The organism is Brevundimonas sp. (genome assembly GCF_024711105.1).
Taxonomy (GTDB): Bacteria; Pseudomonadota; Alphaproteobacteria; order Caulobacterales; family Caulobacteraceae; genus Brevundimonas.
This window is the reverse complement of record NZ_JANJTL010000032.1, coordinates 24439-41602: the sequence shown is the minus strand read 5'-3', so window position 1 is coordinate 41602 and position 17164 is coordinate 24439. Positions and strand designations below refer to the sequence as shown.

Annotated in this window: 20 protein-coding genes and 1 riboswitch; of the genes, 8 read left to right on the top strand and 12 right to left on the bottom strand. The window is 67.6% G+C overall.

Features of this window, described 5'->3' with window-relative positions; translation table 11 throughout:
• Window positions 1-224, top strand: a 224-nt coding sequence (locus Q0M60_RS02220) for a DsbA family protein (RefSeq protein ID WP_296815384.1), incomplete at its 5' end; no start/stop codon positions are given.
• A gap of 60 nt (window positions 225-284) precedes the next feature.
• Here Q0M60_RS02220 and Q0M60_RS02215 read toward each other — a convergent pair.
• From Q0M60_RS02215 to Q0M60_RS02190, 6 genes are all read right to left on the bottom strand, one after another.
• Window positions 285-1427 (bottom strand): hypothetical protein, encoded by a 1143-nt coding sequence (locus Q0M60_RS02215; protein WP_296815382.1) that lies wholly within the window; start codon window positions 1425-1427, stop codon window positions 285-287.
• Window positions 1424-2233 (bottom strand): hypothetical protein, encoded by an 810-nt coding sequence (locus Q0M60_RS02210; protein WP_296815380.1) that lies wholly within the window; start codon window positions 2231-2233, stop codon window positions 1424-1426. Before Q0M60_RS02210 ends, Q0M60_RS02215 begins: the two co-directional genes overlap by 4 nt.
• A 635-nt stretch (window positions 2234-2868) precedes the next feature.
• A complete protein-coding gene (thiC, locus tag Q0M60_RS02205; protein WP_296815377.1) occupies window positions 2869-4737 on the bottom strand; it encodes a phosphomethylpyrimidine synthase ThiC in 1869 nt (622 codons plus the stop codon).
• Window positions 4734-5141: a hypothetical protein gene (locus Q0M60_RS02200; RefSeq protein WP_296815375.1), complete on the bottom strand. Its 408-nt coding sequence runs from the start codon at window positions 5139-5141 to the stop codon at window positions 4734-4736. The genes thiC and Q0M60_RS02200 overlap by 4 nt, the downstream gene beginning before the upstream one ends.
• Before the next feature lie 58 nt (window positions 5142-5199).
• A riboswitch (TPP riboswitch) is annotated at window positions 5200-5307 on the bottom strand.
• 32 nt (window positions 5308-5339) lie between these two features.
• Window positions 5340-5738 (bottom strand): hypothetical protein, encoded by a 399-nt coding sequence (locus Q0M60_RS02195; protein WP_296815373.1) that lies wholly within the window; start codon window positions 5736-5738, stop codon window positions 5340-5342.
• 2 nt (window positions 5739-5740) lie between these two features.
• Window positions 5741-6613, bottom strand: coding sequence for a TIGR02587 family membrane protein (locus Q0M60_RS02190; protein WP_296815371.1), 873 nt, complete (start codon window positions 6611-6613; stop codon window positions 5741-5743).
• 44 nt (window positions 6614-6657) lie between these two features.
• Here Q0M60_RS02190 and Q0M60_RS02185 point away from each other — a divergent pair, with 44 nt between their 5' ends.
• The 7 genes from Q0M60_RS02185 (at window position 6658) to Q0M60_RS02155 (ending at window position 10743) form a co-directional block, all read left to right on the top strand.
• Window positions 6658-8043: a dicarboxylate/amino acid:cation symporter gene (locus Q0M60_RS02185; RefSeq protein ID WP_296815368.1), complete on the top strand. Its 1386-nt coding sequence runs from the start codon at window positions 6658-6660 to the stop codon at window positions 8041-8043.
• Window positions 8043-8405: a TonB family protein gene (locus Q0M60_RS02180; protein ID WP_296815366.1), complete on the top strand. Its 363-nt coding sequence runs from the start codon at window positions 8043-8045 to the stop codon at window positions 8403-8405. Before Q0M60_RS02185 ends, Q0M60_RS02180 begins: the two co-directional genes overlap by 1 nt.
• A gap of 62 nt (window positions 8406-8467) precedes the next feature.
• Entirely contained in the window at window positions 8468-8779 is a 312-nt protein-coding gene (locus Q0M60_RS02175; RefSeq protein ID WP_296815363.1) for a metalloregulator ArsR/SmtB family transcription factor, read from the top strand.
• Window positions 8776-9366 carry an SRPBCC family protein gene (locus Q0M60_RS02170; protein ID WP_296815360.1) on the top strand — a complete coding sequence of 197 codons (591 nt, stop codon included), beginning with the start codon at window positions 8776-8778 and terminating at the stop codon, window positions 9364-9366. Before Q0M60_RS02175 ends, Q0M60_RS02170 begins: the two co-directional genes overlap by 4 nt.
• On the top strand, window positions 9363-9827 hold the full coding sequence (locus Q0M60_RS02165) for an SRPBCC family protein (RefSeq protein WP_296815357.1): 465 nt from the start codon (window positions 9363-9365) through the stop codon (window positions 9825-9827). The genes Q0M60_RS02170 and Q0M60_RS02165 overlap by 4 nt, the downstream gene beginning before the upstream one ends.
• Window positions 9824-10252, top strand: a complete 429-nt coding sequence (locus Q0M60_RS02160) for an SRPBCC domain-containing protein (protein WP_296815354.1) — start codon at window positions 9824-9826, stop codon at window positions 10250-10252. Before Q0M60_RS02165 ends, Q0M60_RS02160 begins: the two co-directional genes overlap by 4 nt.
• Window positions 10253-10263: 11 nt before the next feature.
• Window positions 10264-10743: a DUF1579 domain-containing protein gene (locus Q0M60_RS02155; protein ID WP_296815351.1), complete on the top strand. Its 480-nt coding sequence runs from the start codon at window positions 10264-10266 to the stop codon at window positions 10741-10743.
• Here the strand turns inward: Q0M60_RS02155 and folP are convergent.
• The 6 genes from folP to tilS form a co-directional block, all read right to left on the bottom strand.
• Complete coding sequence (gene folP / locus Q0M60_RS02150) at window positions 10740-11552, bottom strand: dihydropteroate synthase (RefSeq protein WP_296815348.1); 813 nt, start codon at window positions 11550-11552, stop codon at window positions 10740-10742. The genes Q0M60_RS02155 and folP overlap by 4 nt on opposite strands.
• Before the next feature lie 59 nt (window positions 11553-11611).
• Window positions 11612-11914 carry a transcriptional regulator gene (locus tag Q0M60_RS02145; RefSeq protein WP_296815345.1) on the bottom strand — a complete coding sequence of 101 codons (303 nt, stop codon included), beginning with the start codon at window positions 11912-11914 and terminating at the stop codon, window positions 11612-11614.
• A 3-nt stretch (window positions 11915-11917) separates the two neighbouring features.
• Window positions 11918-12562 (bottom strand): hypothetical protein, encoded by a 645-nt coding sequence (locus Q0M60_RS02140; RefSeq protein ID WP_296815342.1) that lies wholly within the window; start codon window positions 12560-12562, stop codon window positions 11918-11920.
• A 62-nt stretch (window positions 12563-12624) separates the two neighbouring features.
• On the bottom strand, window positions 12625-13836 hold the full coding sequence (locus Q0M60_RS02135; protein ID WP_296815339.1) for an acyltransferase family protein: 1212 nt from the start codon (window positions 13834-13836) through the stop codon (window positions 12625-12627).
• A gap of 113 nt (window positions 13837-13949) precedes the next feature.
• Window positions 13950-15875: an ATP-dependent zinc metalloprotease FtsH gene (gene ftsH / locus Q0M60_RS02130; protein ID WP_296815336.1), complete on the bottom strand. Its 1926-nt coding sequence runs from the start codon at window positions 15873-15875 to the stop codon at window positions 13950-13952.
• A 64-nt stretch (window positions 15876-15939) separates the two neighbouring features.
• A complete protein-coding gene (tilS, locus tag Q0M60_RS02125; protein WP_296815334.1) occupies window positions 15940-17145 on the bottom strand; it encodes a tRNA lysidine(34) synthetase TilS in 1206 nt (401 codons plus the stop codon).
• Window positions 17146-17164: the final 19 nt, after the last annotated feature.

Genomic DNA, 17164 nt, shown 5'->3' with positions numbered 1-17164 from the left:
GGGTCGCCGCGGCCGAGGCCGCGGGCTTGGACGGCGCCGAGGCCCGGGCCGTCCTCACCGGGAACCGCTACGCCGAGGCCGTCCGCGCCGAGCAACGCCTGTGGCTCGGCCGGGGGCTCAACTCGGTCCCGGCGGTGGTGGTGGAGGACAAGTGGCTCATCAGCGGCGGCCAGCCGCCGGAGGTGTTCGAGCAGGCGCTGCGGCGGATATGGAACCTGTCTTAAAGCACGAGACTGCCATTTACGATTGCTTGCAATGCTGCGCGCGGCCGAATGGCGGAACCGCTAAGTAGGTCGCCTATATTTACTTCCGAACAGCGCGTTATTGATTTGCTCGGATAACATATTTACGCTCAACGCATTACTCCGGGTAAATGAGTCAAGTATCTGTCCGCGCACAAGGGGGAAGTCCGAAAGGTGCGATGCAAAATAGAATATTACCTCCCCCTTACGCATCGGGTATGCATCGCTAATAAGCTGCCTAGTCAGGCCGGATAATATACGCTCCATTACATTAGATGTAATATCGCGCTCGAGGTACACCGCAGCAAAAAGTTTTCCCGCCGCCGCTTTTTCATATGCGGAGTGATGCGGATAATACTGCGCGACATTAATCCCCTCCTTCGGGAAAAGGATCATGATTCGCATCAAGATCGCCACGCGCTCTTCCTGCCGCGGGGATGCTGCGATGGCAGCAATCAACTCACCGTAGGTGGGCGCAGAGCCGCCATAGCCCGACAAATCTGCCTTCTTCAAGCGGACACCCGCGGACGCTAACCCGACCATCTCTCGATCAATCAGGGCCTCGAAATCTCTACTCTCGATAGTGAAATCGGACGGATCAATCAGCCCGAAATCAACCAGGGATCTGCCATCGTGCATCCGTGCACTTGCCGTCCCTCGCACCGTTCGAAATCGCGATGCCGCTTCTGCACTCCGCGCATTTTGTTCTAATAGGTTCCAAAATATATCGGTGGCGACGGAATCTTTGAAATATCGGCTCGACTGCATTCCCAAAAATTTGGTGATGCTTTCGCAAGCGCGTTGGCGATGCCTTCTGACTTGATCAATGTCTCCCACAACCTCGTAAGCGCTTATCCTAAAGGCATCGCTTGCCTTGGGATGAGATGCGCACTGCCTGACAACCACTCCCAAGTCCGAACGAGGTCCGTATCGTAAGGCACCATATTCATCGAAAACGGCGATGAGCGGTTCGCCTCCGACCTCAGCATATATTTCAGTTCCCTGGGGTAGTGGAACGGAGATCGTCTCGGCGACTCGAGCGAAGGCCGTTATTGGTCCGTTCATCTGGTAGATTTGAACGTTCAGGTCTCCCGAGGCGGTGTCGCCAAAAAGTGGCAAGGCCATTGACGGAGCTTCCGGACTCAACGTCGCAAAGCCGCACAGTTTATGTGTGGTGACGGTCAAATCAGGCCCCTGCCGAGTAGAAATGCCCGAACCTGAACTTCTATCGCGTCGCGATAATGTGATGGCTCCCGGCCCATCACGTGTCGGTAGGGGAGAATCTCGACCCCTCCATCCGACAATGGCCTGAGCCAGTCAGACGAATATTCCGCGCTCCAAATGTTGTCTGGAACTACAACGGCTAGGAGGCCCGGCTCTAGGGAAGCCGTCTTATCAATGGCGACTTCTATCGTCGATACTCGATCGTCAGGCTCATTTCGACCCTTTGATGTAATTAAGTCTATATACGACTGAGCGAGGTATTCGTCAGGTTCGGCATCATGAGCCGCTCGTCGGATTGCGAAGCGGTCCCCATCAAAATAGGTAGTATTATTTGAAAATACGCGCGCTATAAGCTTTGGAATTCGGTCGATATCCCCCACAAGGTCGAAATTAGGGATTTCTATGTCCTCTATCATCGCATGCCGATAGAGTCGATTGTAAAATGCGCCAGTATCAAAAGGGTGTATGTTGCTCGCGTTTGCCAGCAACTCGGGCGAGAACACAAAACAAATTGGGCACATCAAATTCTGTGTTACGGTGCCGTTGTCGGATAACCGATATGCGGGACGACCATAGAAAAAGTATGCGACCGCCTTTCCCAAAACCTCGCATTCACGCGGAACTATTGCGCCTTGTCGCACGATGTCCCTTGCAATCAGAGCCTTAGCCGTGTGCATGACGGGAAGAAGAGGCTCAAGTGAAGCAGGTTGCCGGTCAACCCAGTCCCGGAATTCCGGTCTGTCGGATGCTTTGTCCAAGGGAGCCACGACGTAGATCCTGATCCGCCTCGATAATCTTTCAAGGAAGGTAGCATGGGGGGTCACGGAGGCTACACGTTTCGCCTTCACCCCCTCCTAACCGCCTCCCGTCCACCCTGCCGGGATGGACAACGACAGCTTCATCCGCGGCCTGGTGAACGTCTTCATCGCTGCCGACCTGGCGGTGATGTGGGCCTCCATGGCGTTCGTGGGGCTGATGGTGGTGGGCGGCGCGCGTGATCCTTCTCCCGGTGGGAGAGGGGGGTCCCGCATGCCGGAGCGCAAGCGGAGGCCAGTGCGGGGGATGAGGGTCGGATGGCGCCAGGTATGGCTCGGACTCGACCCTCACCCTTTCAGGCTCCGCGCTGGCCTTCGGCTCGCGCAGCCGATCGCCTGAAGGCTCTCGGGCGCTCAAGCCCTCTCCCAATGGGAGAGGGAAATCCCGTATCGCGGCTGGCTAACCGCCTGATATCTCAGGCCGCGAAGCGAGAATTGCCCACCGCGAACCCCCGCCCGCTCAGACGGCCCTACGATACCGCCCTCGGTCTTTCTCACCGTCCATCCGCAGCCCCCTAGCCCCCGCCGCGTCGGCAGGAAATGGCAGTGCAGCAGTCCTTTTTCCGGCCTGCACTGCCACCCGGGGCCTAGACCTTCACCAGCACCTCGCCGCCGCCGGCGCGGAACTTGTCGCTCATCTCCGCCATGCCTGCCTCGGCCTGGGCGGCGTCGCGGATGTCCTGGCTGATCTTCATCGAGCAGAACTTGGGCCCGCACATGGAGCAGAAGTGGGCGGTCTTGTGCGCCTCCTTGGGCAGGGTCTCGTCGTGGTATTCGCGGGCCGTCTCGGGGTCGAGCGAGAGGTTGAACTGGTCCTCCCAGCGGAACTCGAAGCGGGCGCGTGACAGGGCGTCGTCCCAGGCGCGGGCGGCCGGGTGCCCCTTGGCCAGGTCGGCGGCGTGGGCCGCGATCTTGTAGGTGATAACCCCGTCCTTGACGTCCTGCCGGTCGGGCAGGCCCAGGTGCTCCTTGGGCGTAACGTAGCAGAGCATCGCCGTGCCGAACCAGCCGATCATGGCCGCGCCGATGGCGCTGGTGATGTGGTCATAGCCCGGCGCCACGTCGGTGGTCAGCGGCCCCAGCGTATAGAAGGGCGCCTCGCCGCAGTGCTTGAGCTGCTCGTCCATGTTGGCCTTGATCTTGTGCATCGGCACGTGGCCGGGGCCCTCGATCATCACCTGGCAGCCGTGGTCCCAGGCGACCCGGGTCAGCTCGCCCAGGGTCCTCAGCTCGGCGAACTGGGCCTCGTCGTTGGCGTCCGCGATGGACCCGGGCCGCAGGCCGTCGCCCAGGCTGAACGAGACGTCATAGGCCCGCATGATCTCGCAGATCTCGGCGAAGTGCTCGTAGAGGAAGCTCTCCCTGTGGTGGCTCAGGCACAACTTGGCCATGATCGAGCCGCCCCGCGACACGATGCCCGTCACCCGCTTGGCCGTCAGCGGCACGAAGGGCAGGCGCACGCCCGCGTGGATGGTGAAATAGTCCACGCCCTGCTCGGCCTGTTCGATCAGGGTGTCGCGGAACACCTCCCAGCTGAGGTCCTCGGCCACGCCGCCGACCTTCTCCAGCGCCTGGTAGATGGGCACGGTGCCGATGGGGACCGGGCTGTTCCGGATGATCCAGTCGCGGATGTTGTGGATGTTGCGGCCCGTCGACAGGTCCATGACCGTATCCGCGCCCCAGCGGGTCGCCCAGACCAGCTTGTCGACCTCGTCGGCCACCGACGACAGCACCGCCGAGTTGCCGATATTGGCGTTGATCTTGACCAGGAAGTTGCGCCCGATGGCCATCGGCTCGACTTCGCGGTGGTTGATGTTGGCCGGGATGATGGCGCGGCCGCGCGCGACCTCGTCGCGCACGAACTCCGGCGTGACGAAGTCCGGGATCTCGGCCCCGAAGTCCTCGCCGTCGCGCAGCCACTCCCGCGTCTGCTCGCGCCTCAGGTTCTCGCGGATCGAGACGTACTCCATCTCCGGGGTAATGACCCCCAGCCGGGCGTATTCCAGCTGGGTCACCGGCCGGCCGCTGACGCCGCGCCAGACCGCGCGCCGGCTGTCGTCGAAGGCGGGGGCCAGGTGCCGCCCGGCCGCATGGCCGTTGTCCTCGGGCTTCACCTGACGCCTGGCCGGCTCCAGCTCCACGTCGCCGCGCTGGACGCGCCAGTCGAGGCTGACGACCTCCGGCAGCCCGCGCCCGATGTCGATGCTCGCGTCCGGGTCGGTGTAGGGGCCCGACGGGTCATAGACCGTCACCGGCGGCTCGTTGGCGCTGGGATGGACCGCGATCTCGGCGAAGGGCACCCGGATGTCCGGCCACAGGACGCCCGGCTCATAGACCTTCCTCCGCCCCGGACGCGGGCCAGTCGGGATGGAGCCGGCCGCCGCCTCCACGCGCTTCTTGGCCTCGGCCAGCGGGAGTTCGACGTTCGGCTCTTCGGGGGTGACGTGGACGTTCATCGGGGACTTTCTGAGGGGCGGGGACGGAAGGCCTGGAAGGACAGGAACAGGCCCAGGAGGAGCAGGACGACGGCCAGGATCATGACGGCCGGCGAGGCGTCGCGGACCATGCCGGCGGCCAGCCGGGCGATCTGGGCGGGAAACAGGATGCGGCCCAGCCCGCCCAGGATCGCCAGCCAGCCGAAGGCGGTGATGATCCCCGGCCAGCCCTTCCAGACGTTGTGGGTCATGACGATGGCCAGCCCGGCCAGGAGCGCGAGCACGCCCGCGATCAGGATCAGGGCGAAGTCCCGCTGGATGACGTCGGTCATCTCGGGAACGAGGGTCGGGTTGATCAGCAGGCTCAGCGCGACGGCGGCGAGCGTCGGGCCGATCAGGCCGGCGAGGAAACGGGAACGGTCCATACTCAAGGCCTCCTTTGCGGAGGGCCTGTCGGCTCTGGGCGTTTGCGCGGACCTTGGACGCCGGCTCGCGTTCCCTCCCTTCGCCGGCATGACCCGGATCAGGTTCGGCCGGTCAGGCGATCACGCCAATCTCAGCGGCTCAGGCGCCGCCCCCGGGAGAACGGCGGGAGGGTAGGCGCGCCGGGCAAGCGAAGCAACCTACGGCTCGCGCCAGCCGAGGACGGACAGCTCCAGACCCCGCCGGGGGTCCTCGTCGAAGCGCAGGGTGGCCGAGGCGCGGCCGTGGGCGGGGAGGTAGTCGAACTCGGCGTCGGAGGTCTCCTCGCCCAGCCGGCCCTCGATCCGGACCTGGGCGGCGGTCTGGTCGCCCTCGTTGCGGGCGCGGACCTCGACGGTCCAGCCGTCGTGCGCGCGGCTGATCTCCCCGGCCTCGAGCCGGATGTCGGGCGGGCCGGCGCGGCCGCTCGCCGCCTGCCAGCCGACCAGGCCCAGCACGGCCAGCACGACGGCGAGGCCGAGGCCCGCGGTGGCCCACTCCAGCAGCGGCGGCGAGCTGGGGGCGGGGGTCTTGGGCGGCGTTCGCCTGCGTTGGGCCATGGCTACACCAGAAGCCGGGCGGCGCCCGCGCCGAGCGCGCCGGGAAAGGCCAGGACGACCGTAGTCATGGCCAGCCGGCCGATCCCCTGTCCTTCCATGTGGCCGAAGGTCCACTGGGCGTAGAGCCCGACCAGCAGCGCGATCGCATAGCCGGGCACGGTGAAATGGGCGAAGGCCAGCCACGGCCGCTCGTGCGGATGCTGGCCCGCGAAGCCGAGCGAATAGACCACGGCGTGCAGCAGCGCGATCGACAGCGCCGCCAGGCCGAGCGCGTGCCAGGGCGTCATCCGGTACGCGATCAGCACCATCTCCTCGGTCGGCGCGACGTTGAAGGCGATGAACAGGGCGCCCACGGCCATCAGGAAGAGCTCCGAGCCGTAGGTGTCGCGGGCGTTCTCGCCATCGGGCCCGTCGGACTGGGCGTCACCGTCCGCCGCCAGCTGCTTGCGGGCGAGCAGCGCGCCGATGGCGGCCGGAAAGGCCTGAAGCGCCAGCTTGCCGAGGATCTCGTCGGCCGGCTGGCCGATCCGGATGACCCCGAACAGCGTCAGCAGCACGCCCGCGGTCACGAAGCCGATGGCCAGGGCCGCCAGGGCGTCCAGCCCGTCATCGAGCGGCCCATAGGTCTTCCGGAAACCGGCGTAATAGGACAGGCCGTAGAGCAGCGGCAGGCAGACCAGGACGAAGACGCCCAGCCGCAGGGGGCTGATCGTGAAGCCCAGCCACCACATCTCCATAGTCATCAGCAGCGGAAAGCTGAACAGCAGGGCGCCGCCGAAGGCCCGGGCGAGGCTTCGCGCATACTGACGATCATCCGCCGCCGTCACCGCCATGGAGCAGGAACGCTGACGCTTGGCGAAGGCTCCGCTTGCCAAGTCGCGGCGCGCCACTGACAACAGGCCGGACGGAGGGGACGTACATGATCAAGGCCGCGCCGGGCGTCTCGCCGCCCGCCCTGGAGCCGGGTGAGCGGCCGGCGAGAAAGCCGATCTGGACCCATCTCTACGTCCAGGTGATCGCCGCCATCGTCCTGGGCGGGCTGGTCGGCCACTTCTATCCGAGCGTGGAGGGCCCCGACGGCGAGCTGATCGCGGGCCTCGGCGAACAGCTGAAGCCGCTGGGTGACGGCTTCATCAAGCTGGTCAAGATGATCATCGCGCCGGTGATCTTCCTGACGGTGGCGACCGGCATCGCCCACCTGCGCGACCTGAAGTCCGTGGGCCGGGTGGCCGGCAAGGCCTTCGCCTATTTCCTGACCTTTTCGACGCTCGCCCTGATCGTCGGCCTGGTGGTGGCCAACACGGTCCGGCCCGGCGCGGGCATGGGGGTGGATCCGGCCAGCCTCGATCCGGAAGCCGTGTCCCAGTACGCCACCGCCGCCCACGACCAGACGATCACGGGCTTTTTGCTGCACGTCATCCCCGACACGGTGGTCGGCGCCTTCGCGGGCGGGGAGATCCTGCAGGTCCTGTTCTTCTCGATCCTGTTCGGCGTGTCCCTGGCCGTCATCGGCGACCGGGCCCAGCCGGTCCTGACCGTGCTTGAGAGCCTGTCGGAGGCCTTCTTCAAGCTGGTCCACATCCTGATGAAGGCCGCGCCGATCGGCGCCTTCGGGGCCTTCGCCTTCACCATCGGCCGCTACGGCATCGAGAGCGTGATCAGCCTGGCCGCGCTGGTGGGGACCTTCTACCTGACCTCGCTGATCTTCGTGGTGGGCGTGCTGGGCGCGGTCGCCGCGGCCAACGGCTTCTCGATCTTCAAGCTGATCCGGTACCTGAAGGAGGAGCTGCTGCTGGTGCTCGGCACCTCCAGCTCCGAGGCCGCCCTGCCCAGCCTGATCGAGAAGATGGAGCGGGCCGGGGCGAAGAAGTCGGTCGTCGGCCTGGTCGTGCCCACCGGCTATTCCTTCAACCTGGACGGCACCAACATCTACATGACGCTCGCGGCCCTGTTCATCGCCCAGGCCTGCGACATTGAGCTGAGCCTGTCGGAGCAGCTACTCCTGCTGGCGGTGGCGGTGCTGAGCTCCAAGGGCGCGGCGGGTGTGACGGGGGCGGGCTTCATCACGCTCGCGGCCACCCTGGCGGTGGTTCCGAGCGTGCCCGTGGCCGGCATGGCGCTGATCCTGGGGATCGACCGCTTCATGAGCGAATGCCGCGCCCTGACCAACTTCATCGGCAATGCGGTGGCCACCCTGGTCGTCGCCGGCTGGGACAAGGCGCTGGACCGCGAGGCGCTCGCCGCCGCGCTGAATGGAACGCCCGCGCCAGTGGCCGCGCCGGTCATCGAGACGGACGAGGACTAATGAGCCTGCTGATCGCCGCCGTTCTTTTGATGGGCCAGACCAAGCCGCCTGCCCTGACCATCCCCGAGCCGGTCCCGCCGCTCGCGCTGTCTGACGAGGCGATCTCGCAGCCGCGCTGGGCGATCCGCCCAGTCCCGCAGTTCCCGATCCGCGCGCTTTCGAACGGGATCGCAGGCGGCGAGGTCGTGGTGCGGTGCGTCACCACCGCCGAGGGCGGGCTCGACGCCTGCTCGGTCGTGAGCGAGACGCCCGAGGGCTACGGCTTCGCCGAGGAGGCCCTGCGAGCGTCCAGCGCCGCGCGGGTTCAGGGCGAAGGCGGGACACAGGTGCGCTTCCGGGTGCGGTTCATCCTCGCCGACTGACCTCGCAGAGCGACGGAAAGCATCGCGCTTGCGTTATATAACGCATGTGATATGCGTTGCGTATGGACACCCTCCTCGAAACCCTGGCTGAGCCTGGCCGCCGCCGCATCCTTGACACCCTGGCCCAGGGCGAGCGGGCGGCTGGCGATTTTACGCCGCTGCTGGGAATCAGTCAGCCAGGCGTGTCGCGGCACCTGCGGGTGCTGCGCGAGGCCGGGCTGGTGACGGTGCGCGAAGAAGGTCGGCGGCGGCTCTATCGGCTCAATCCCGCCCCGCTGGCCGAGCTGGACGACTGGCTCGCCCGCTATCGCCGGCTCTGGACCGACCGGCTGGACGCGCTGGAGGCGCATCTGGACAGGGAGTTTCCGCAATGACCGACGTGATGAATCCGATCCGGCTGGGACCAGACGCCGGCGATTTGCGGCGCGTGGAGGGCGGCTGGGAGCTGCGCTTCGAGCGCCGCCTGCGGCATTCGCCCGAGCGCGTCTGGCGGGCGCTGACCACGCCCGAAGGGCTGGCCTGCTGGCTGGCGGAGGCGAAGATCGAGGCCGAGCCCGGCGGACGGATGGACCTGCACTTTCGCCAGCCGGACCACGACTTCATGCCGGACGTGCCCGAGCGCCGCATCCAGGCCAACGAGGTGCTGGAGGCCCGACCGTTCGAGCGGTTCCAGCACACCTTCGGTGGCAATCCGGACTCTGTGGTCACCTGGACCCTGACGCCCGACGGCGACGGCACGCACCTGACGCTCGTCCATCGCGTGCCCGAGAGCTGGGCCGACGCGCGCAAGAACGTGCTCAGCGGCTGGCACCACCACATGGAGGGCCTGGACGACGCCTGCGGTCTTGTCCGGCACGCCTGGGACTGGGACCGCTGGTTCGCGCTGCGCGACGCCTATGCCGAGCGCATCGGCGCGGCGGCGGCGTCCGGCGACTACTCCAACGACTGGACCACGCGATGACCGCGCCGGAGGCAACCACGGGCATGCTGATCCGCCGCCCGGCCAAGGTGGTGTTCGAGGCCTTCGTCGATCCGGCGGTGACGACGCGCTTCTGGTTCTCGAAAGGCTCCGGCCGGCTGGAGCCGGGCGCCGTCGTGCGCTGGGACTGGGAGATGTACGGCGTCGGCACGGATGTCCGGGTCAAGGCGATCGAACCCGGCGGGCGCATCCTGATCGACTGGGACCTGGACGATCCGACCGAAGTCGAATGGCGGTTCGAGCCGCGCGGCGAGGACACCTGGGTGACGGTGACCAACCGGGGCTTCCACGGCGCAGATCCGGTCGCAGAGGCGCTGGACTCCATGGGCGGCTTCGCCCTGGTGCTGGCCGGGGCCAAGATCTGGCTGGAGCACGGGATCGAGCCGCGCTTCGTGCTCGACCGGCATCCGGACGGGCGGGTCGAGGGATGGAGGGATCGGTGACCGAAGTCCGTGTCGAGAAGCGGTTCCGGCATTCCCGCGAGCGGGTGTTCGACGCCTTCGTCGATCCGCTGACGGTCGGCCAGTGGCTGTTCCGGACGCCGGAAGGAGACCTCGAGCGCGCTGACTATGACGCCAGGGCCGGCGGCGAGTTCGCCATCTTCGAGCGGCGCGGGGAGATGCTGGCGCGCCACTTCGGACGCTTCATCGAGGTCGAGAGGCCCGTGCGCGTGATCTTCGACTTCTGGGTGGACGAGGCGCCGGAAGACCCGACGCGGGTGACCGTCACCTTCGCGCCGGAGGGCGACGGGTGTGTCGTGACCCTGAGCCACGACCTGGCGCCGGGCTGGGCCGCCTACGCCGAGCGGACGGCGGCCGGCTGGACCATGATCCTCGACAACCTGGCGCGCGTCGTCGCGCCCGACTGACGGAGACCGGGATGGAAAAGGCTGAACCCGCCGAGGAACACCGCTGGCTCCAGCGGTTGATCGGTGACTGGACGGTGGAGGGCCGGGCGATCCCGGACAAGCCCGAACACCGCTCGACCGGCGTCGAGACGGTCAGCGCCTATGGCGACTATTGGGTCGTATTCGACGGAGAAGCCCGGATGGGCGGGCAAGAGCCGGCGAGGAGCCGCATCACCCTCGGGTTCGACCCGACTCGGGGCGTCTTCGTCGGTTCCTTCGTCTCGACCCACATGCCCAGCTTCTGGGGCTATGAGGGCCGCCTCGACGAGGGCGGTCGTCTGCTACGCCTGGCCTGCCGGGGGCCGCGCATGGACGGCTCGCCTGGCGAGGCGGACTACGAGGACGTCATCGAAATCGTCTCCGACGACGAGCGAAAGCTGCGCAGCACGGTGCGCGGCGCCGACGGCCAGTGGAGCGAGTTCATGGTCGCGACCTATCGGCGCAAAACCTAATCGCCGACCGCCGCCTGAAGCTTCAGCGCCTGGACCGTCTCGCGCACGTCGTGGGCGCGGATGACCGCCGCGCCGCGTCGGGCGGCCTCGAGGGCAAGCGCCAGCGAGCCGCCGAGCCGGTCCAACGGGTCGGTCGCGGTCGGATCGACGGCCTGAATGGTCCGCTTGCGGCTGACGCCATAGAGGACCGGAAAGCCCAGGGCGGCGATCTCGTCCAGGCGGCGGGTGAGCTCAAGGTTGTGCGCTGCGGTCTTACCGAAGCCGAGGCCGGGATCCAGCCAGATGCGCTCGCACGCCACTCCGGCCTCCACCGCCGCCTCCGCGCGGGCGGCCAGGAATGCGGCCACCTCGGGGACCACGTCGCCGTAGCGCGGGTCGTCCTGCATGGTGCGGGGCTCACCCTTCATGTGCATGAGCACCACCTCGCAGCCGAGCTCGGCGGCGGTCGAAAGACTATCGGGCGCGTGGGACAGGGCCGTCACGTCGTTCCAGATGGTCGCGCCGGCGGCGACGGCCGCGCGGACGACCTCAGGCTTCATGGTGTCGATGCTGATGCGTCCGTCCCAGCGCGCGCGGATTCGCTCGACCAGGGGGACGACGCGCGCGATCTCGGCCTCGGCGGCCACGGGCTCAGCCCCCGGACGCGTGCTCTCGCCGCCGATGTCGAGAATGTCTGCGCCCTGCTTCACCAGCCGCAGGGCGTGATCGACCGCAGCGTCCAGCGAGATCAGCCGGCCGCCGTCGGAAAAGCTGTCCGGCGTGACGTTGACGATGCCCATCACGCGGGCGGGGCTGGCTTGAAGGCTCATCGCCCCCAGCTTTGGGCGGCGATCTTGCGGGCCGTCAATCGGGTTCGGCGTCGGCGACCTCAGCCCGGGCTTGCGATCACCCGGCTCAGGGCCTCGAGATAGTCGGCGAAGGCCAGTCGGCCCTCGGGGGTGATGGCGATGCGCGTCAGGGGCTTGTTGTTCACGAAGCTCTTGGTGATGGCGACGTAGCCCGCTTCCTCCAGCTTCTTGAGGTGGATCGACAGGTTTCCCTGGGTCGCCTCGAGGACCGTCTTGAGCTCGGTGAAATCGGCCGCCTCGGCGTCGGCGAGATAGACCATGATCCCCAGCCGCATGCGGCCGTGGATGACTTCGTCCAGCCGTCCGAGATCGGCCAGGCCCATCGGTCAGGCGCCGGCCGCGCGCGACTTCATTGCATCGCGCACCATGATCCATCCCGGTCCGGCGAACAGGAGGAACAGCGCCGCGGTGCAGATCGCGAGGTAGACGATCGGTTCGCGCACGAGCAGTCCCAGCCCGACCGCCGTCAGCCAGCCCCCGATCGATGTCGCCAGCATCCAAGGCTTCTTCTTCAGGCACCAGGAGACGTACCAGGCCGCGGCCTGGAGGGCGAAGATCATCGCCGGGTAGTAGAGCCAGACGGCGAAGTCCTGATCCCGCGCCGAGCCGACCCCGAACACGATGATGATGGCCAGGTTGGCCATGCCCGCGCCGCTGAAGGCGGCGTTGAGCGTGCGGGTCACAAGCGGCGCGGACGGGCCCGCCTTCTTGTCCTCGCGCACCGCCCAGGCCAGGACGATGAGGAAGGCGACGGTGATGGAGGCCAGGAAAATCAGGTTGGCGAGTCCCGGCCAGGCGATCAGGCCGGTCGCCTGGGCGATGTGGAACAGGCACTGAATGCCGTAGAGCAGCCCTCCGGCAAGGTAGGCCACGCCCATCGTTAGGGTCGACCGGCCGGTCGTGCGGCCCTCGACAATGGAGCGCATGAAGGCGAGGTCGGCTTCGGCGGCGGTGCGGGGGGTCTGGGTCATGGGACGACTCGGAATGGGCGGCCGACCCGTCCGGGGTGGACGAGCCGGCTGCGCTTGGCAAGCTATTCGGCGGGCAGCGGCGAGGCGGCGGGGCGGGGCCGACCCCAGGGCACGGCGCGGCCGTTCAGCCAGCGGCCCATGAAGGTGTGACGCACCAGCAGCTCGTAAGTGATCAGGCAGACCGCGAGCACGCCGAAGGTCACCGCCGCAAGCTTGGCGAACCAGGGCCAGGCGAGATCGGCGAGCAGCACATGGCCGACCATCACCAGCGGCAGGTGAACGATGTAGGTCCAGTAGGATGCGTCGGCGAGGTAGTGCCGCAGCCGGCTGTGGCCTGAGGCGAAGCGGAGCGCCAGGGCGGTGACCGCGAAGGTCGAGGCGAACAGCGCCAGGGCGTAGGTCCAGGCGGCGATCACCTTCGCCTGCCCCTCGATGGGCTCCAGCACCGGCGCGGAACCGCCGGTCGCCACATAAGCCGCTACGCCGGAAAGGACTGCGACAAGGCTCAAGGGCGCCCAGGCGCGCTCGAGACGCTTGAGCAGGTCACGTCTCCGATCGAGGAAGACACCGGCCAGGAAGGCGAGCCCGAATGCGGTCAGCGCCGCCGCATTGGGGACGGGCCCATAGTCCGGCGTCGGCACGCCGAAGAAGGCGTACCAGTCCGGCGTAGCGCTCAGCACCAGCGCCAGGGGCGCCGCAAAAAGGGCGGGGCTCCAGAGGCCGATGGCACCGCCCGCGGTCCTGTCCAACGTACGGCCCAGCAGGCCTGACCGGTTGAGCGCGACGACTGCGCGAAGGGCCAGCAAGCCGACGTAGAGGATCAGCAGGACCCAGAGGAACCACAGGTGGGTGAGCGGGAACGTCTCCACCGTCAGGGGCGGCGGCGGCGTGCCGCCCGTCGGCAGGGTCCCGCCGTTGGCGAGAGCCGCCTTCCAAAGAATGACGGCGATGATGCCGGCGAAAACCAACGGCCAGAAGACGACCAGGGGCAGGGCGATGCGCGACAGCCGGTCCCGGATAAAGCCGCCCCAGCCCCGCCGGGACAGGAGCATGTGCCCAAAAAGACCGGCGATCAGGAAGAAGGCCGACATCCGGAAGAGGTGGATGCCGAAGAACAGCGCATCGGCCGCCGGCTCGCTGGCGGCGTCGCCGACGGGCCAGACCGGCAGGGTCAGGTACGCCATGGCGGCGTGGAGAACCACTCCGAGCAGCAGAGCGCCACCCCTCAAGGCGTCGAGGCCGTGCAGGCGCTCGGCAGGTGTGTGGTCGGCCATCGCGGCTCCCCCTCGGAACAGGTCGAGCGGCGATATCACACAGACTAGTCTAAAATGCAAACATGTTCGTCATAAGGAATTCCGCCACGTTTCCGGGGCGGGCTTCCTTTGGCTTAGTGGACGGTGGGCTGGGTCTCGACCTCGGTCCCGTCGGAAACCGGCGTGACCGGCACGGCCAGCGACGGGCCGACAGCCACGTCGCCGGTCTCCTCGCGGTCGGGCAGCTTGCCGTCCTTCAGCAGGGCGACGATCTCCTCGCCGGACAGCGTCTCGTACTCGAGCAGGGCCTGGGCCAGCTTCTCGTGGTCGGCCTTCTTCTTCACGAGGATGCGCCGCGCCTCGTCCCAGCCGGCGGTGACCAGACGCTTGATCTCGGCGTCGATGATCCGGGCGGTCTCTTCCGAGACGTTCTGACTGCGGGCGACGGAGTGGCCGAGGAAGACCTCTTCCTGGTTCTCGCCGTACGCGACGGTGCCGAGCACGTCCGAGAAGCCCCAGCGGGTCACCATGGCGCGGGCCAGCTTGGTGGCCTGCTCGATGTCCGAGGAGGCGCCCGAGGTGATGTTGTCCTTGCCGAAGATCAGCTCCTCGGCGACCCGGCCGCCCGCCATGATGGCGATGCGGTCGATCATCTGCTGGTACTTCATGGAATAGCGGTCGCCCTCGGGCAGCTGCATGACCATGCCGAGCGCGCGGCCCCGCGGGACGATGGTCGCCTTGTGGACGGGATCGGCCATCTTCACGTTCATGGCGACGATGGCGTGGCCGGCCTCGTGATAGGCGGTGAGGCGCTTTTCTTCCTCGTTCATGGCCATGGACCGGCGCTCGGCGCCCATCATGACCTTGTCCTTGGCGTCCTCGAAGTCGCGGTGGGTGACCATCTTGCGGTTCTTGCGGGCCGCGACCAGCGCCGCCTCGTTCACCAGATTGGCCAGGTCCGCGCCCGAGAAGCCGGGGGTGCCCCGCGCCAGCGTCTTGACGTTGACGTCGGCGGCCAGCGGCACGTCCTTCATGTGGACCCGCAGGATCTTCTCGCGTCCCGAGACGTCCGGGTTTGGCACCACGACCTGGCGATCGAAGCGGCCGGGACGCAGCAGCGCCGGGTCCAAGACGTCAGGACGGTTGGTGGCGGCGATCAGAATGATGTTCTCGGACGCTTCGAAGCCGTCCATCTCGACCAGAAGCTGGTTCAGGGTCTGCTCGCGCTCGTCGTTGCCGCCGCCCAGGCCCGCGCCACGGTGACGGCCCACAGCGTCGATCTCATCGATGAAGATGATGCAGGGCGCGTTCTTCTTGGCCTGTTCGAACATGTCGCGGACGCGGCTGGCGCCGACGCCGACGAACATCTCGACGAAGTCCGAGCCGGAGATGGAGAAGAAGGGCACGCCCGCCTCGCCCGCGACGGCGCGGGCCAGCAGCGTCTTACCGGTGCCCGGAGGGCCGACCAGCAGCGCGCCCTTGGGGATCTTGCCGCCCAGACGCTGGAACTTGCCGGGGTCCTTGAGGAAGTCGACGACCTCCTGCAGCTCTTCCTTGGCCTCGTCCACGCCGGCGACGTCATCGAAGGTCTTGCGGTTCTTGTGCTCGGTCAGGAGGCGAGCCTTGGACTTGCCGAAGCCCATGGCGCCGCGGGCGCCGCCCTGCATGCGGTTCATGACCACGAACCAGAGGATGACCAGCAGGATGATCGGGCCGAAGCCCAACAGCAGGCCCCACAGGGGCGACTGCTCGCGCGACACGACGTTCATCTCGACCTCGGCGGCCGAGAGGCGCTCTTCCAGCGCGTCGTAGGGATAGGGCGCGACGGAGCGGAAGCGGGCGCCGCCTTCCATCTCGCCGGTGACCTTGTCTCCGTTGATGGTGACGCTCTGCACCTCGCCGGCTTCCACGCGGCGCAGCAGCTCGGTGTAGCTGATCTCGGCCGGGCGCTTTTGCTGGGCGCCCATCGGATTGGCGCCGCCGGCCTGGTTGGTCACGCCGTAGACGGCGAGCAGCACCATGGCGATGACGCCCCAGATGGCCAGATTGCGAAGGTTCATTCGGTCCTCGATACGTCGTGGTCGGGCGCGCCCGTCCTGGCCATCCAAGATAGGGGACCGATCCTTAATTCGCCATGTCGGGCGAAATGAGGTCGGCCTCCGTCCTTGCGCCGCCCGAGGCCAGCCGAAGCCGGTCTCCGACGAGACAGCGCAGGGACACCGCCGGGCTTGCAAGAACCGGGCTGGCGTCGCCTTCCCGAAACAGCACAGGCAGGGCCGGACGCGCCGCAGTGGGCAGAGCGCGGAGTCGGACCCGGTCCGTCGGGGCGAGCCGCACCGCATGGCCCCTCGACGGAGCGATAGTCCAACCGCCCTCTTTAGCGGAGACCTCGAAGCGGCCGTCCCAGACCCGCGTCTCGCCCGGCTGCAGGCGCATGGACGACGGGGGGCTGCGGCCCGGCTCGCGCGTCAGGGTCAGACCGTCCCCTTCAGCGCGCAGGTCGACACCCCCGAGAGTGGCTCGCTCTTCGGCGCAGAGCCGTGCCCGCGCCGCCTCCACCCGGTCGCGTCGCGGAAGGTCGGCTCGACCTGAAACGCAGGCGATGGCGTGGGCCAGCCAGGGTGAGCCGGCTGGCAGCCGGGCCGAGCCGGCCAGCAGGTCCACCACGGCATCGAGCGGCGGCGGCTCAGGCTGAGGCGGAGCCGGAGTTGAGATGCGCCCGGCCAGCGCGCGCCGCGCCCGGGCTCGAAGCTGGTCCGGGTCGGCATTGGCGGGATCTTCGATCCATCGCTGGTCCCGATCGCGCAGGAGATCGCGCAGGGCCTCCCGGCGCTCGCCCAACAGGGGGCGCAGGATCATCAGGCCGCGGCCCTCCGGCCAGACCGGGGAGGGCGACCAGGCGGTCAGGCGGCCCAGGGTCGAGCCCTGCGTGCGCATCCAGGCGTTCTCGGCGACGTCGTCAGCGGTATGGGCCATCAGCAAGACGTGGGCCCCGGCCTTTCTCGCCGCCTCGGCCAGAAGACGATGGCGCGCCTGGCGAGCCGCCGCCGGTCGGCCCCTGGTCGGCTTGGACCCTATCCAGGTGAGGCCGCGCCAGTCCGCCCTCATCCGCCGGGCCGCCTCCTCTGCGAAGGCGGTCCAGCCTGGGCTTTCGGGGCTGAGGCGATGGTCGACAGTGAGCGCCAGCAGGCGGCGGCCGTTCGCGCGCGCCCAGTCGGCGGCGATCAGCAGTAGCGCGAGGGAATCTCCTCCGCCGGACAGGGCGAGCGCCACCGGCCGCGCGTCGTGCCGCGACAGGCGCTGATCGAGCTGGGCGAAAATGGGACCCATGGAGGGCCCTCTAGCACGC

What these genes read in the sequence shown, in the direction of transcription:
- Q0M60_RS02140 (WP_296815342.1), bottom strand. Translation starts at nt 12,562, where the DNA reads ATGACCCAGACCCCCCGCACCGCCGCCGAAGCCGACCTCGCCTTCATG.
- Q0M60_RS02175 (WP_296815363.1), top strand. Translation starts at nt 8,468, where the DNA reads ATGGACACCCTCCTCGAAACCCTGGCTGAGCCTGGCCGCCGCCGCATC.
- thiC (WP_296815377.1), bottom strand. Translation starts at nt 4,737, where the DNA reads ATGAACGTCCACGTCACCCCCGAAGAGCCGAACGTCGAACTCCCGCTG.
- Q0M60_RS02135 (WP_296815339.1), bottom strand. Translation starts at nt 13,836, where the DNA reads ATGGCCGACCACACACCTGCCGAGCGCCTGCACGGCCTCGACGCCTTG.
- Q0M60_RS02170 (WP_296815360.1), top strand. Translation starts at nt 8,776, where the DNA reads ATGACCGACGTGATGAATCCGATCCGGCTGGGACCAGACGCCGGCGAT.
- Q0M60_RS02155 (WP_296815351.1), top strand. Translation starts at nt 10,264, where the DNA reads ATGGAAAAGGCTGAACCCGCCGAGGAACACCGCTGGCTCCAGCGGTTG.
- Q0M60_RS02185 (WP_296815368.1), top strand. Translation starts at nt 6,658, where the DNA reads ATGATCAAGGCCGCGCCGGGCGTCTCGCCGCCCGCCCTGGAGCCGGGT.
- Q0M60_RS02200 (WP_296815375.1), bottom strand. Translation starts at nt 5,141, where the DNA reads ATGGACCGTTCCCGTTTCCTCGCCGGCCTGATCGGCCCGACGCTCGCC.
- Q0M60_RS02145 (WP_296815345.1), bottom strand. Translation starts at nt 11,914, where the DNA reads ATGGGCCTGGCCGATCTCGGACGGCTGGACGAAGTCATCCACGGCCGC.
- Q0M60_RS02195 (WP_296815373.1), bottom strand. Translation starts at nt 5,738, where the DNA reads ATGGCCCAACGCAGGCGAACGCCGCCCAAGACCCCCGCCCCCAGCTCG.
- ftsH (WP_296815336.1), bottom strand. Translation starts at nt 15,875, where the DNA reads ATGAACCTTCGCAATCTGGCCATCTGGGGCGTCATCGCCATGGTGCTG.
- tilS (WP_296815334.1), bottom strand. Translation starts at nt 17,145, where the DNA reads ATGGGTCCCATTTTCGCCCAGCTCGATCAGCGCCTGTCGCGGCACGAC.
- Q0M60_RS02165 (WP_296815357.1), top strand. Translation starts at nt 9,363, where the DNA reads ATGACCGCGCCGGAGGCAACCACGGGCATGCTGATCCGCCGCCCGGCC.
- Q0M60_RS02180 (WP_296815366.1), top strand. Translation starts at nt 8,043, where the DNA reads ATGAGCCTGCTGATCGCCGCCGTTCTTTTGATGGGCCAGACCAAGCCG.
- folP (WP_296815348.1), bottom strand. Translation starts at nt 11,552, where the DNA reads ATGAGCCTTCAAGCCAGCCCCGCCCGCGTGATGGGCATCGTCAACGTC.